Below are 14,102 nucleotides of genomic sequence, written 5' to 3' on the forward strand. Positions count from 1 at the left end.
TTAATCGGAGAAAACCATGAAACCGCAATTAACAAAACGCTATTTAACCTTGGCTATTTTAGCGGGTATCGCCAGTACTAGTTCGTCAATTTTTGCAGCAGAGCAAGACGATCAAGCGCAAGAGATGGAAAATATAGTTGTTAAAGGCTTTCGCCAAAGCTTATTAAAAAACCGTGACGTAAAGCGTGACTCTTTAATGGTACAAGACAGTATAGTTGCTGAAGATATTGCTGACTTTCCGGATCTAAACTTAGCCGAATCATTGCAGCGTGTACCCGGCGTTACTATCACCCGAGAAGGGGGAGAAGGACGACAAATATCGTTACGTGGCTTAGGTCCAGATTTCACTCGAGTAGAGTTAAACGGTTTAGATGTATTGGCAACCAGTGGCAGTAGCATGGATAGCCGAGGGCAGGCTAACCGTTCTCGTGGATTTGATTTTAACGTTTTTGCCTCTGAACTATTTAGCCAAATAGATGTGAAAAAGTCATTCTCGGCAAGCATGGAAGAAGGTGGCATTGGCGGTACAGTTGCGCTGCGCCCAAGTAAACCTTTTGATTACGACGGACTAAAAGGGGCGATCTCTGCTCAAGTAGGCTCTAACTCGATGGCGCATGGCACCAGCCCGCGTTTAGCGGGGTTGATCTCTAATACCTGGGATAACTTTGGCGCATTATTCTCATTAGCTTACTCTAAGCGCGATACAATGGAGCAAGGCACAAATACGTATCGTTGGCGCCCACTTGATGGCGCAGGCTCTGACTTGAGTGCTTTAGATCAAGCAACGCAAGATAAAGTGGCCAATAAAGAACTGCGCTTTGCACGCGGTAATCGTTATTCAGCATGGGAAAACGAACAAGAGCGTTTAGGCGTTACCTCTGCCTTGCAATATAAAGCTAGCAATAACTTATCTTTTGATTTAGATATTTTATATGCAGAACTGAACAACGATAAAAATGAGCACCATATAGCAACGCGTGGCGCAGGGTTAAGTGGTTTGGGTGGTTCAACTACGGCTGGTGGACAAACTGTTGGCGGCGCAGTGGTGAATGAGCTGCGTTATAACGAGAACGGTGAAGCTGTTTACACTGATATTAGTAACGCAACGTTAGCAACAGAAAGCCGTGTACAACAAATGGATACAACTTTTAGCCAAGTGTCATTTTTAACTAATTGGCAATTAAGTGAATCTACAGCGCTTAAGTTGCTACTCGGTCATTCTGAGAATGAATTTACCATTCCTGTCAGTGATAAAGTGTTTTATGAAGGTTTTGGCAGAGTGACCTCTGATTATGTGCAAGATCGGTTTTACGCTAAGCATACTTATGACTTTGATACAGCCGCAATCGATAATTGGAAAATGCACGAGTTTGATCTGGATGAAAGCGAACAGAACTCTAATTATGACACGATTAAACTCTCGTTCAATACGTTTGTAGGCGACACTGGTGAATTAAAGTATGGCGTATTAAATAAAAAGTTTAGCTCTGACGGTAAAGAGTACCAAGTTAAAGACGCACTAAAAGGAGAGTTGGAGTCCGGAGCAATTGATAATAGCCTAGATGCGAGCTTTTTTAGTGTTTATAGCGGTCATGACAAAGCAAACTGGGCTGCTGCAAATGTTGGCAAAGCACAAGACTATTTTGCTGTAAACCCCGCTCTAACGGAGCAAGATTTACAGATCAATAGTATCTATGATTTAACCGAAGAAACCCGTGCAGCATGGCTGGAGTATCAATGGCAAAATGAGCTGTTCGGCGGTAACGTTGGCGTGCGATATGTAAAAACAGATATCACTTCAACTGGTTATATATCAACTGGCAGCGACAACGTAGAAACTCAGGTTGAACAAGATTATGCTGAGTTGTTACCTTCATTGAACGTAGTTTGGTATGTCGCCGAGGGTGTTCAGGTAAGAGGAAGTATTAGTAAAAATCTCACACGTCCATCTTTAGCTTCACTTGCTATTTCAGGGTCTGTTAACACCGATAAGCTAGAGCTAAGTTCCGGTAATCCAGGGCTTTCACCTTATGAGTCAATAAACTACGACACTGCGATTGAATGGTATATCGATGATACTGGTTTTATCACCGCAGGCTTATTCTACAAAGATATTGATAATTTTGTAATTGGCAGCAGCACTAAAATGCCCTACGGGCAAACAGGTTTTTCAGAAGCATTGTTAGCACCAGGACAAACCGCAGCCACTGAGTTTACTTATTACACCAGCGTAAATGGTGAAAAAACCAGTATTCAAGGTTTAGAGTTAGGCGGCCAATTAGACTTTACCTTTTTACCTGCGCCATTTAACAACATGGGGGTAATTGCCAACTACACTTATGCTGACGGCGACATGGATTACTATGATGGCGATGAGTACTTTGCCACTAAAGCGTTCCCTGGTTTATCTGAGCATTCAGCGAATGCCACGTTATATTACGAAACCGAGCAATGGGGTATGCGGGTATCATCATCGTATCGTAGTGAGTATTTAACAGAGATAGCTTCGCCATCGGATTCGGACCAAGATGAAGCTGGCTTTCATGGTACGACTTATGTGGATTTTTCAGCTTTTTATAATATAAGTGAGAAGTTAAAAGTCACTTTTGAAGCAGTTAACTTAACCAACCAACGTGAAGAGCAATATAGTGACTCGGACGATCGTTTGTATAACACCACTGAATTTGGCTCAACTTATTATGTAGGGGTTAACTACCAGCTGTAGTTAATAGTAAGCGCCACTTTTTAGTGGCGCTTTTTGATAAACACATAGATTAATATAAGCTGGTAGCGACATTGTTTTTATCAATATTTATTAGGGAAAAAATGCTGTCATCCTTAACATTATCAATTAATTTGTTCTAAATTCTTAGCGTTAAGTTATGCGCCAAACTATCGCGACGATATTTACTCGGGGTCTGATTAAATAATTTTTTAAATGCGTAAATGTAAGCTGAATCAGAGGTATAGCCTAACTCTAATGCAATATCTTGAATCGACCTCTTTGAATCCAAAAGTTGTAAAGATAAAACGAGTCTTATATTTTGCCGCCACAATGAGAAAGATTGACTAAATTCTTTTGCGCAAACTCTCGATAAAGTGCGTTCTGATGCCCCTACTTTTTTAGCCCATTCTTTTAAAGTGAATGACAAATCAGGTTGTTGCTTAAGTTGTTTGAAAATTGCTAGCAGTCGTTTATCGGTTGGCAGTAATAATGGGATGTCATAACTATTAGCCATGACAATTTGATCTCTGAGCACGAGTAATAAATGAGTAATATTGGATTCTGATTGTTGGCTCATTTCATTTTCAAACAAGAGCAATATGAGCTGTTTAATGAATGGCGTTACAAGGCAGGATTTAGCTTCACTTGCATACTCCACCCATACATCAGGATTAAGATAAACGGCGAAAAATTCAGTATTTGTAACCGCTACAGACTTATGAGACGTGTTTGCGGGTATGTATAGCATTGCATTGTGAGGCACGATTATGCTTTTACCACCAATGCTTGATTGTAGTAAACCTTTAAATGGGAACACTATTTGATGCCATGGATGTGAGTGAAAATCATCAACGTAACCAGCAGGCATATGAATTGTTTTTGTTATTAGCTGTTTATGAGTATAGCTTTGGATTAGCTCGTTAGCTTGCATGGTGGCGGTTTATCGATGTTTTGTGTCAGTTAGTATAAAACGCATAGCGCTGATTTGGTATATCATCGTGAGCTTCTGTTATATAAAAAGGCAAAAAAATGCATATTCACTTTATTCTCCATGAGCATTTTGAAGCGCCAGGTGCATACGAAACTTGGGCTAGAATGCATGGTTATAATATTAGCTATTCTAAGGTGTATGAAGGTAGCCCTCTGTTAGATACGATTAAAGATATTGATATTTTAATAGTAATGGGTGGCCCCCAAAGTCCTAATACAACAATTGATCAATGCCCTTATTTTGATGCAAAAGGTGAACAAGCCTTGATCTTAAAAGCGATTGTTGCTGGGAAAATTGTACTTGGCGTTTGTTTAGGAGCGCAGTTGATTGGCGAAGCATTAGGTGCTCATTATGAACATAGTCCTGAGCGTGAGATTGGTAAATTTCCAATTACTTTAACACCAGCAGGTTTAGTGCATCCCTTGTTTGAGCACTTCGATAAAGTGTTAGAGGTAGGTCATTGGCACAATGATATGCCAGGGCTGACATCTGATGCAAAGATCATCGCATATAGCGAGGGCTGCCCAAGACAAATCGTTGCTTATAATGAGCGAGTATTTGGTTTTCAATGCCATATGGAGCTAACTAAAGAGGTTGTAGCCTTGCTAATTGAGCATGATGATCTTAGTGAAGCTGCAAAATATCGCTTTGTGGATGAGGCAGAAGTATTACTTGCTCATGACTATGATGTAATGAACCAAAAGCTCTATTTATTTTTAGATAAATTAGTAAATACCTATTAGCTCAAAAGTATGTGCCGCGTATTGCCTGTTTCTATCAGTTTTCTCTAAGCTGAAGTAAGATAGAGTTACTTTAACCGTCGTGCTATGGTTTTTATTTAGCTAAATCAATGAACAACATCGCTTTGTTCTAACTAGTGGGCCGAATATTTTCACCTAAAGCCATATTTAAAATCACTAATCTCTACTTAACGGGCAATAAATACGCTAAAAATATAGGCTTTTCGTCATGGCTACAATGTATATATGGCGGTGCAAGTCCAGCAAAATGCTTTATTTGAAGTACCTAAAATAAGTCCTAAACTAATAAGGAAGTCAGCCGATACAGAAATACTTGAATGCAGAACAACTAAAAAAGGAACTTTTATGACAATCAATTTTAATATCCATCAAGCGGTAAGTCTTACTACTACAAATCAACCCAAAGCGCCGATAGCTCCTCAGCAGCAAGTGATAGATGCTAAAAAAGAGGTAGAGGCAGAACCAGAAGCGATTGCTGCATTTACTGGCGAAGCACAAAAAAGCTCACCCTATAGTGCGCTGCTTAATCCTGAAGGCTTTGATTTTAGTAATATGTCGATCAATGAATTCAAAGGGATAGTCGATGCAGTAAGAAAGCTTGAGTCGGATACACAAAGAGCAAGTGGTAACACAGAAAGCCTCAGAGGAACATTTTGGGATGATGTTATGGGTGTAAAGGGTCCATTAGATAATATTGATTTTGCAGAAAAGACTTTTTCTGCTGACGATAAAATTAATATTAATGCGTATTTTGAGTCTCGAGTCGATGAAGCACAACAAATGCGAAAAGAGCACCCTCGCTCTTTTAGTAAAGTTGTTGGATATGCGCAGTCTGCTTTATCAACGGTAGAAAAATTAACCTCAGAATCTTTTATTAAAGAATATCAAGCAAAGGCCGTTGAGTTCTTAAAAAGTCAAGATACCCCATTGATAAAAACGCAGGCCTAGTTAAACCTGCGCATCAATAGATTAATTTTCGCGGTATTCGTAGCGCACACCACCACGCGTGCCATTACCTAAAACACATTAAAATCACTAATCTCTACTTAACGGGCAATAAATACGCTAAAATTGCAGGCTATTTTTAGTAATGAGCCCGCACTTTTTATGACCTCAGCCGCAAATCCTAGTACTTTCAACGAACTTGGCCTTATTCCAGAGCTATTAGCTCGTTTAACTGATTTGGAATACACCCAGCCTACGCCGATTCAGGCAAAAGCAATTCCGAGTGTATTAGCGGGTAATGATTTAATTGCAGGGGCGAATACCGGCTCAGGTAAAACAGCAACGTTTGCATTGCCTATATTACAAAAACTCTTTTTAGAGCAAGGGGCTAAAAGTACTACAAGCAAAGGTAACTATGTTACTGGGCTTATTTTAGTGCCAACGCGAGAGCTGGCAACGCAGGTGGCTGATAGTGTTAAGTCGTATTCTGCAAATTTTAATGGCGCAATAAAAACCGTTGCGGTGTTTGGTGGGGTGTCGGTTAATACGCAAATGCAGGCATTACGTGGCGGCGCCGATATTATCGTGGCAACCCCTGGGCGGTTACTTGATTTGATTTCAAGTAATGCGATTAAGCTCGATAGAGTCAGCACCTTAGTGCTTGATGAAGCCGATCGCTTATTAAGCTTAGGCTTTACCGAAGAGTTGGCTAACTTATTAGCGCTTATGCCCGCTAAAAAGCAAACCATGTTGTTTTCTGCGACTTTCCCAGAGCAAGTTAAGCAATTAACCCAAGAGCTGTTAACTAATCCGGTTGAAATACAAGTTCAAAACAAAGACGAAAGCACTTTAGTACAGCGTGTGTTTACCGTAAATAAAGGTGAAAAAACCACGGTTTTAGCGCATTTAATTAAACAGCTGCAATGGCGCCAAGCGCTGATTTTTGTCAATGCTAAAAAAGACTGTGAGCACTTAGCCAGTAAGCTTGAAAAACGCGGCGTGAATGCGCAAGTATTCCATGGCGATAAAGGCCAAAGTGAACGTACTCGGGTCATCGAAAAGTTTAAAGCCGGTGAAATAGAAGTACTGATTGCCACCGATATTGCTGCCCGTGGTTTAGATATTGCCAAACTACCGGTAGTGATTAACTTTAACTTACCACGCAGCTCTGCTGATTACATGCACCGTATTGGCCGAAGTGGCCGTGCCGGTGAAGTGGGCTTGGCGTTATCACTGATAGATTATGAAGACTTTCATCACTTTAGAATTATTGAGAAGAAAAACAAGCTACGCTTAGAGCGCGAAGAGGTGTCAGGTTTTGCCGTAAACCAAGCAAATCTAGATGCTACACAGGCACTTAAAAACGATAAACCCATGGCCAAACCTGAAGGCACAGGCAAGAAAAAGCAAAAAAATAAAGCTGATGTTGAAGATGTATGGAGCGGCTGGCGTAAAAGTAAGTAAAAGTTGAGATGATAAAGCCGACATTTGTCGGCTTTATTGTTTATTAATCCTGAAATGCAGCCATTAAAATTAAAGCGCTTCAATATCGCTTTTCCACTTTACTAGTGCTTTTATAAATTCGGGGCCAATACCGCAGCAGCCACCAATAATCGTTGCGCCAAGGCCGTGCCATTGTTTAGCAAATTCTACATATTCAGCAGGTGATAGGTCGCGGTACCCTTGCGAGCCTTCATTGGCTTTATAGTCACTGGTAATAGGGGCAAAGCCATTCGCAAGTGCCCCTAAATCAACGAGTTTGTTACAGTATTAGTGTCGCGTAGCGCTTGTTCAATAAGCTCAGGGATAGAGCTGTTGAAGAATACGCTCACTATATTATGTTCGAGCAATGCTAAGATAGCATCGGATACTAATTCACCAGAGCGCAGTGTCGCTTGCTCGGTTACTTCATCGCTAAGCGTAAATGCATAGTAGCAAGGCTTAGATGAATTTTTAGAATGCTTGCCATAACGTGTGCTTCTTCAATACTTGAAATGGTTTCACCAATCCAAACATCTACATATTCATCTTGTGCTTTGTATAGGGTGTCTAAAATAGTAAATGCGCGTTCACTTTCAAAAAAATCAGGACGGTACTATCCAAATACGGGTGGTATGAACCCGCAACTAGCACGTTTTGTTTAGTGTTTTGAGCAGCCTCTTTTGCAATAACAGCAGTTTGCTGTGTAAGTGCAGCGCCTTGTGCTTGGTATAATGCTTCACCTAAATGAAAGGGGGGGCACAGGCGTAGCTATTTACCGTAATAATTTCTGCTCCCACATTTATAAAGGCTTAATGTGCTTGAGTTACGTATTGCGGTGCTTCTATTAGGGCTTGTGCACTTGTGGAAACGGAGCGCCCTTGCGTTTAAGTTTACGGCCCATGCCGCCATCTAAAATTGTTAATTTGCTCATTTTGGGCTTCTATACGTCTAAATGGTTAAAGCTATTCAAACATACTTTTTGATAATTCATAATGAAACTTCATCAGGTTTAACATGAAAAAAGTTCAATACATTTTTAATGCGAGTACAAAAAATTAATTGTTCATGCTATGCACATATTAGTTATATCTTGGCACTTTAAATAAAGCCATACTTTAAATCTACTTTTGTTTATTTATATATTTTACAAACATGGAGTAGCCAATTAATCCTAATCACTTGTAGCACTGCCGTAAGAGTAAAAAAATAATTTATATTCATCAATATCTTACCTATCTCAAAAAGAAAATATCCTTGCTCTATTATCAGTAGTTGATAATATGCGTAAGACATGTATAAGCATACAGTTTTTTGATTGACTAAGCGCTGCTTTATACGCTCGTAGGAAACCTAGTGAGTAAACAATTTGAGTAAATAATGAAAAACGTTAAACAATCGCGCTGTGTGATAGGTATTAAAGGTCAAACGCCCGATCCTGATTACCCAGTTGATATTTGGTTCGACTCACTTAAATCGGTGGCTAGTGTGCTGTCGAAAGAAAACAAGCAATTGTTAAAAGTCATTGCTGAGCAGCAGCCTCAATCTGTTACTGAGCTGGCAGCGCTTACTGGGCGAGCAGTCAGTAATGTGTCGAGAACACTAAAAACATTGGGCAAGTACAACTTAGTTGAAATGCAAAGCACAAAATCCATGCTTCGCCCTAAAGTCATCCATCAAGAATTTATAGTAGTAGTCAATAATGATAAATAACACATCACCAATAAAACCTAGAACAATCTCTTTATTTTCTGGCTGTGGGGGCTTAGATCTTGGCTTTCATCAAGCGGGCTTTGATATTGTTTTTTCAAATGACATTGAGAAAACAGTTGAAGCAACCTATCGGCATAATTTAGGTGAGATATTAATAAAAGACATTACGGAAGTTGATATAGATTCTGAAATTCCCAATGATATTGATGTGATACTTGCAGGTATACCTTGTCAGCCGTTTTCTAGTGCTGGAAATCGAAAAAGCATGGATGATCATCGTGGTGGTCTTTTTGAAAGTGTTATGAATATTGTCGATAAAAAAAAGCCGAAGGTTGTGCTTTTTGAAAACGTTCGAGGTTTTATTTCATCAAAAGATGATAAAGGTATGCCAATGCCCCAACGTATTGAAAATGAGTTATTTGAGCATGGTTATCGTACTTATTGGAAATTGCTCAAAGCGTCTGATTTTGAAGTTCCTCAAAATCGCCACAGGGTCATAATAATAGGAGTTAGAGATGACGTTAAAGGTGATTTTGTTTTCCCTTCTCCCATAAGTTCATCAGATTTAACGGTCAGTACAGTTATCAACAATAGCATATTGGATGATGAAAAATTTGAGGTTTGGGCCTTGTCACCACAGGCACAGCTTCTCTCATCGTATATCCCAGCTGGAGGTTCATGGAAAAATATTCCTGATGATGTTTTACCAGAACGATTGAAGCGTATTCGGAAAGAAATAAAAAGGTATCGTTCTCCTAATTTCTATCGAAAGTTCAATCTTGATGAAATAATGGGGACAATTACAGCGGCTGCTACACCTGAAAACTCTGGAATATTACACCCGCTTGAAAACAGAAGGTATTCTGTTAGAGAGATTGCTAGATTTCAATCATTTCCTGATGATTATAAATTTATAGGTGATAGCATTCCAAGTAAATACAAGATGATAGGAAATGCTGTTCCACCGAGGTTGGCTTATCACATAGCTAAGTGTGTTTTTGAGCAAGTATTTTAATTACAGAAGGATCTTTTTATGGATTTATATTTATCACGAGATTTGCTTCTCTTGGCTGCAAATGATTTTAAGCTGTTGGCAAATGGTGAGGAAATTAAACAAGGAGTTACCCAAGATGTTAGCGCTATTAGACATTGCTTAGCATTATCTCGCCTGCTTAATAAAGAAGCGACAACTTCAGTAAAACTTAAACATAAAACAGATCCTTACTTGGATGACTTTATTACCTATGTTGGTGATATTGTTAAGTTAGATCAGGATGGAAGCTACACAACCAACTTTATTAATGACATAAAGCAGAAATCTGACTTTGGCGTTGGCAGTAATTTATTAAGTGCTGGTGTGGCAACTCACTCCACCCAAAGTGTTCAAAATTACCCCAAAAAAGCCAATAAGGGTTTAATCGTAATTGACGATTATGAATTCTCATTGGCCGATGATTATTTGAATAAATTAAAAGAAAGATATGATTTTCCTCGGGTCGGGTTTTCATTTTTAATTTGGTTGAATAGGTTTAATAAGTTTGATGAGAAAGATCGTGAACCAAGAGCTCTCTTTGATAAGCTTGTTGAGTATGTGAAGTGGGAATACCCAGCAGGTTTGGCTGATTTAATAGCTTACTCAGATAGCAATGATTTTGTAGAATATTTAAAAAATTTGAGCTCTTTGTTATCTGAAAACGAAGTTGAGTTGGCATCGCTTTTTGAAGTAAAACCACAAGCTAATGAAACTATACTGAGAAGCTCTAATTCAGGCTCTATTGCTATGCAATACAAACCATTCCTCCTTCTTGCTGGTATCTCTGGCACAGGTAAAACTCGTTTTGTGCGCAAGCAATCAGAAGCTTCCAAAAAGTTTGCTGAGACTTTCGGCTTAACTGTGAACAGGGACGATATATATTGTTTAACCTCGGTACGCCCAGATTGGCATGAACCTAGTGACTTATTGGGGTATATTTCGCGGCTCACAAAAGATGGCAACGCTGAATATATCACTACCGATGTATTGGATTTTATAGCTAAAGCATGGCGTGCAATTACTGATAGCGGTTTAAACCTTGAAGTTCAAGATAGTGAAGAGCTAGGCGAGCGCTTGGTTGTAACAGGTGAGCGTGATGCTCTGGAACAGGTACTACCTTACTGGCTGTGCTTAGATGAAATGAACTTGGCACCCGTTGAGCAGTATTTTGCAGATTATTTGTCGGTACTTGAAACTCGTGAATGGGCTTGGACGGATGACTGCTTTACCTACAGTAGTGATGCGTTATTAAAACCCGCCACCATTAAAGCTGTGGCTAATAAAGAAAAACTACGCAAGGCGTTAGGTTTTGGGAGTGCAAAATACGACGAGCTTTGGGTGCTTATTTGCCAATATGGTTTAGGTATTCCGTTTAACCTGCTAGTAGCGGGCACGGTGAATATGGATGAAACCACTCACGGCTTTTCGCGTAAGGTGATTGACCGTGCGCTGAGCTTTGATTTTGGAGAATTTTACCCTAATAACTTTAATGAGTTTGCCGATTTTGGAACCCAGAAAAGTTGCAATAAGCGCCTTAGCTATCCCATTTGGTCAAACGCCAGCAAAACGGACTTAGTCAATACTTGTGATGCTGATGGCACTAAAACCATTTCGTTTTTATCGGCCGTTAACGCGGTGCTAAAGAACACGCCGTTTGAATTGGCGTTTCGTGCGCTAAATGAATTACTGCTTGCTGTTGTCAGCAGTCAACCACAAGATGACCTTACCCTAAAAGCAGTGTGGGATGATTTTATGATGTGTAAGGTGCTGCCGCGTATTGAAGGCGATGAAGATAAATTAGTTGGGCATAACAAGAATAATATTTTAGAAGAGTTACTAAAAGTTTTAAAAGAGCAGTTGACTGGGGCTTGGGAAAATGGGCGACCAGATTTGTATCGTGAAAAACTAGATCCAGAAGCTGGCACCATTACTGTGGATTGTCGTTCTAAGAAAAAACTAGATTGGATGAATAAGCAACTTATTCGTGGCTTTACATCTTTTTGGCCTTAAATAAACGGAACTTTTAAACTTTGGCGGAAATGGAACATGGCTAAAAATACTGAATTGCTGAGCTATGAACATAAAGACTTTGATATTTATGTATCTACAGATAGCTTAGATTCTCCTAGGGACAAACTAGAATGGACTTATTTATCGCGCTCTGTTGAGCTGCCAAAATATGAAGAAATGCTTGTATTGGTTGGTTCTCAGTCAATGTTACCTAGTATTGATATTGTGGGGCCACCACATATTCAACCGTTCTTTTTCGAAAACCGTCAGTATTGGTTTGAAATTGAGTTTAATGATCATGTTGATAAGGACTCTTTTTCTGTTAATCACAAGTATGCTTTGCTTGATCGCGTTTTTTCTGCTCACCCCAAACGAAAATCATTGAATGCTGTGATTAATTTTGGCAATGATGTTGGGTTATGTAGTTTTGAAATCCAGTACAGTATTAATGGGGCTTGGCAATCTGTGCCAGTCGCTTTTACAGTTTTTGCAACGAAAATGATACAAGCTCAAGATTTGAGCATTATGAACCAAGAAATTGATCGTGTTTATCCGCTGTGGCGATATGCTATTAGTGGTAAAACAACGCATACTCAAGGCAATTCATCTAGACAACCCGAGAAATTTGAACTCTTCTGGTTAGCGCAATTTGAGCGTTTAGTTGACGAGTTTAATCAAGGCGTAAAAAGAGTATTAAACGCTGCGCATAACCGGTTGCAGTCTTATACTTTTCAGCAGAAATTAGAGCGAGTAAATAAAAAGTTAGGGGCTAAGCAGGAGCAAAAAGTAAAAGAGTTAATAGCATCAAAACGCTCCTCTCGGATTACTATTAAAAAACAGTGCTTGAATATTAATACCCCAGAAAACCGCTTTATTAAAATGGTGCTTGCGAAAACCAAAGCGAACTTATCTGAAATGCTATTTGGAATTAAAGCAGATAAAGATTCAAAAGTATCTAGCTCATTTATTAAAGTTTTAGAAGCATGGCGTGACCAAGTTGGGCAGTATACAAAACACGCGTTATGGCATGAGGTTGGTGATTATAAAGGGCAATATAGCGAATCTAAAGTGCTGCAAGAAGCGGCTGGGTATTCAAAGGTTTATAAAGTCTGGCAGCAATTGAAATATTACTTAAATGGAAGCTTTGGAGAAAGTCGTTTATCGATGAAGTCTGTTGCTGAAATTTATGAGATTTGGTGTTTCTTGGAGGTGAAGTCGATTATAGAGTCTTTGGGTTTTAAACCACAAAGAAAAGCGCTAAGTCATCTTAAACAGGTGCAGTTTGAGAAACAATTTCCAAAGGACGAGATGGCTGCTGCTTTTGTATATCAACACGAAAGTGATGGTATGCAGATAGAACTTGCTCATGAAGCTTCATTTACGCCTAAAGGTTCAGCTAATCGAACTTGGCTTGCAAACCACCGTCCGGATATTGCGCTTCGTGTCGCATTAGAAAATGGTGAATCTTTCTTTATTTTATTTGATGCTAAGTATCGTATAGATACTACGCAGATGGGTGATAAAGATGCTGTACCTGAAGATGCTATAAACCAAATGCATAGATACCGTGATGCGATTATACACCAACAACACCTTGAATACGAGTCACCGTTAAAAAGTCGCCCTGTTCTTGGCGCATTTGCTTTATATCCAGGCTTTTTTCCAGAACAAAAATCTGAACAAAATCCTTATGCCGAAGCTATTAATGAAATTGGTATTGGCGCATTTCCACTATTGCCAAGTGAGAATAATCAAGATTCTAATAACTATTGGATAAAAGAATATTTAGCTCAGAAGCTTGGTAAAACGCGGAAGGCTTTGGAATACAAAAAATCTTCGTCATATGATTATCATTTTGTTGAAGATTCTGCCCGTATTGCTCCTTATGGCGTAAATGTGTCTAGACACTTCGGTTTGACATTTGTGGCACCAGTAAATGAATTGGATCGTGATCAAACGTATTTGGAAAAAGCCAAAACAGGTAGTTTAAAGGGTTACCACACAAGGCTTATCGCGACTAATCGTCAAAATGTACACAGAAACATTATGCGTGAAATACGTTATCTTGTACTCACAGTGCGCGACAGCAATCAAGATAGAGAGCAATTAGGCAAATACTTGTATACAGTTGCGAGTGTGAAGCTTTTACCGAGGCGCGACATTGATAAGGAAATAACAGGAAAAGATAGTGATGCTATCGAAAAGTACTGGGTGTTTGAGTTTTCTGAAACGCCAGTTCTCTTACTTAACATAATTAAAAAACCTTATGAGGAGCACTTCAACTTTAAACTAACTCAAGTAGAGCGTTTACCAGAGGTTTCGCATTGGGGTGAGATTCAAGGTAGCTTAGAACTGTACGAAAATTTGAGTGCGATTTGGTAAAAGATACCTACAAGCTATAGCGTTTACTGTTTTTATTTGTTCGTGTACAAATTAAAGGTGAAT

Annotated in this window: 9 protein-coding genes and 1 pseudogene; 8 read left to right on the plus strand and 2 right to left on the minus strand. The window is 39.3% G+C overall.

Annotated elements, in window-relative coordinates; genetic code table 11:
- Positions 1–16 precede the first annotated feature (16 nt).
- Positions 17–2,725, plus strand: coding sequence for a TonB-dependent receptor (locus tag ENH88_RS07365; RefSeq protein ID WP_304181242.1), 2,709 nt, complete (start codon positions 17–19; stop codon positions 2,723–2,725).
- A 136-nt stretch (positions 2,726–2,861) separates the two neighbouring features.
- On the opposite strand, the gene ENH88_RS07370 is transcribed toward ENH88_RS07365, so the two are convergent.
- Positions 2,862–3,656: a helix-turn-helix transcriptional regulator gene (locus tag ENH88_RS07370; RefSeq protein WP_304181243.1), complete on the minus strand. Its 795-nt coding sequence runs from the start codon at positions 3,654–3,656 to the stop codon at positions 2,862–2,864.
- Between the two features lie 98 nt (positions 3,657–3,754).
- Here ENH88_RS07370 and ENH88_RS07375 point away from each other — a divergent pair, with 98 nt between their 5' ends.
- The 3 genes from ENH88_RS07375 to ENH88_RS07385 all read left to right on the plus strand — a co-directional run bounded on the left by ENH88_RS07375 (position 3,755) and on the right by ENH88_RS07385 (position 6,886).
- A complete protein-coding gene (locus tag ENH88_RS07375; protein WP_304181245.1) occupies positions 3,755–4,459 on the plus strand; it encodes a type 1 glutamine amidotransferase in 705 nt (234 codons plus the stop codon).
- A gap of 243 nt (positions 4,460–4,702) precedes the next feature.
- Entirely contained in the window at positions 4,703–5,425 is a 723-nt protein-coding gene (locus ENH88_RS07380; RefSeq protein ID WP_304181247.1) for a hypothetical protein, read from the plus strand.
- A gap of 159 nt (positions 5,426–5,584) precedes the next feature.
- The gene (locus ENH88_RS07385; RefSeq protein ID WP_304181248.1) at positions 5,585–6,886 is read left to right on the plus strand and encodes a DEAD/DEAH box helicase; all 1,302 of its coding nucleotides are present in this window, start codon (positions 5,585–5,587) and stop codon (positions 6,884–6,886) included.
- Positions 6,887–6,955: 69 nt separating this feature from the next.
- Here ENH88_RS07385 and ENH88_RS07390 read toward each other — a convergent pair.
- A pseudogene (locus ENH88_RS07390) lies at positions 6,956–7,835 on the minus strand (homocysteine S-methyltransferase family protein).
- A gap of 446 nt (positions 7,836–8,281) precedes the next feature.
- On the opposite strand from ENH88_RS07390, the gene ENH88_RS07395 reads away from it, so the two are divergent.
- From ENH88_RS07395 to ENH88_RS07410, 4 genes are read left to right on the plus strand one after another with little or no spacing between them, the layout of a single operon-like run.
- On the plus strand, positions 8,282–8,614 hold the full coding sequence (locus ENH88_RS07395; RefSeq protein ID WP_304181250.1) for a helix-turn-helix domain-containing protein: 333 nt from the start codon (positions 8,282–8,284) through the stop codon (positions 8,612–8,614).
- A complete protein-coding gene (locus ENH88_RS07400) occupies positions 8,604–9,629 on the plus strand; it encodes a DNA cytosine methyltransferase (protein WP_304181251.1) in 1,026 nt (341 codons plus the stop codon). Before ENH88_RS07395 ends, ENH88_RS07400 begins: the two co-directional genes overlap by 11 nt.
- Positions 9,630–9,647: 18 nt before the next feature.
- Entirely contained in the window at positions 9,648–11,657 is a 2,010-nt protein-coding gene (locus tag ENH88_RS07405) for an McrB family protein (RefSeq protein WP_304181253.1), read from the plus strand.
- A 36-nt stretch (positions 11,658–11,693) separates the two neighbouring features.
- Positions 11,694–14,039: a DUF2357 domain-containing protein gene (locus ENH88_RS07410; protein ID WP_304181254.1), complete on the plus strand. Its 2,346-nt coding sequence runs from the start codon at positions 11,694–11,696 to the stop codon at positions 14,037–14,039.
- Positions 14,040–14,102: the final 63 nt, after the last annotated feature.

It is taken from the genome of Pseudoalteromonas prydzensis, assembly GCF_011050055.1.
Classification (GTDB): Bacteria; Pseudomonadota; Gammaproteobacteria; order Enterobacterales; family Alteromonadaceae; genus Pseudoalteromonas; species Pseudoalteromonas prydzensis_A.

Coding starts and splice junctions, on each gene's coding strand:
- ENH88_RS07410 (WP_304181254.1), top strand. CDS start 11,694: ATGGCTAAAAATACTGAATTGCTGAGCTATGAACATAAAGACTTTGAT.
- ENH88_RS07375 (WP_304181245.1), top strand. CDS start 3,755: ATGCATATTCACTTTATTCTCCATGAGCATTTTGAAGCGCCAGGTGCA.
- ENH88_RS07405 (WP_304181253.1), top strand. CDS start 9,648: ATGGATTTATATTTATCACGAGATTTGCTTCTCTTGGCTGCAAATGAT.
- ENH88_RS07395 (WP_304181250.1), top strand. CDS start 8,282: ATGAAAAACGTTAAACAATCGCGCTGTGTGATAGGTATTAAAGGTCAA.
- ENH88_RS07385 (WP_304181248.1), top strand. CDS start 5,585: ATGACCTCAGCCGCAAATCCTAGTACTTTCAACGAACTTGGCCTTATT.
- ENH88_RS07365 (WP_304181242.1), top strand. CDS start 17: ATGAAACCGCAATTAACAAAACGCTATTTAACCTTGGCTATTTTAGCG.
- ENH88_RS07400 (WP_304181251.1), top strand. CDS start 8,604: ATGATAAATAACACATCACCAATAAAACCTAGAACAATCTCTTTATTT.
- ENH88_RS07370 (WP_304181243.1), bottom strand. CDS start 3,656: ATGCAAGCTAACGAGCTAATCCAAAGCTATACTCATAAACAGCTAATA.
- ENH88_RS07380 (WP_304181247.1), top strand. CDS start 4,703: ATGGCGGTGCAAGTCCAGCAAAATGCTTTATTTGAAGTACCTAAAATA.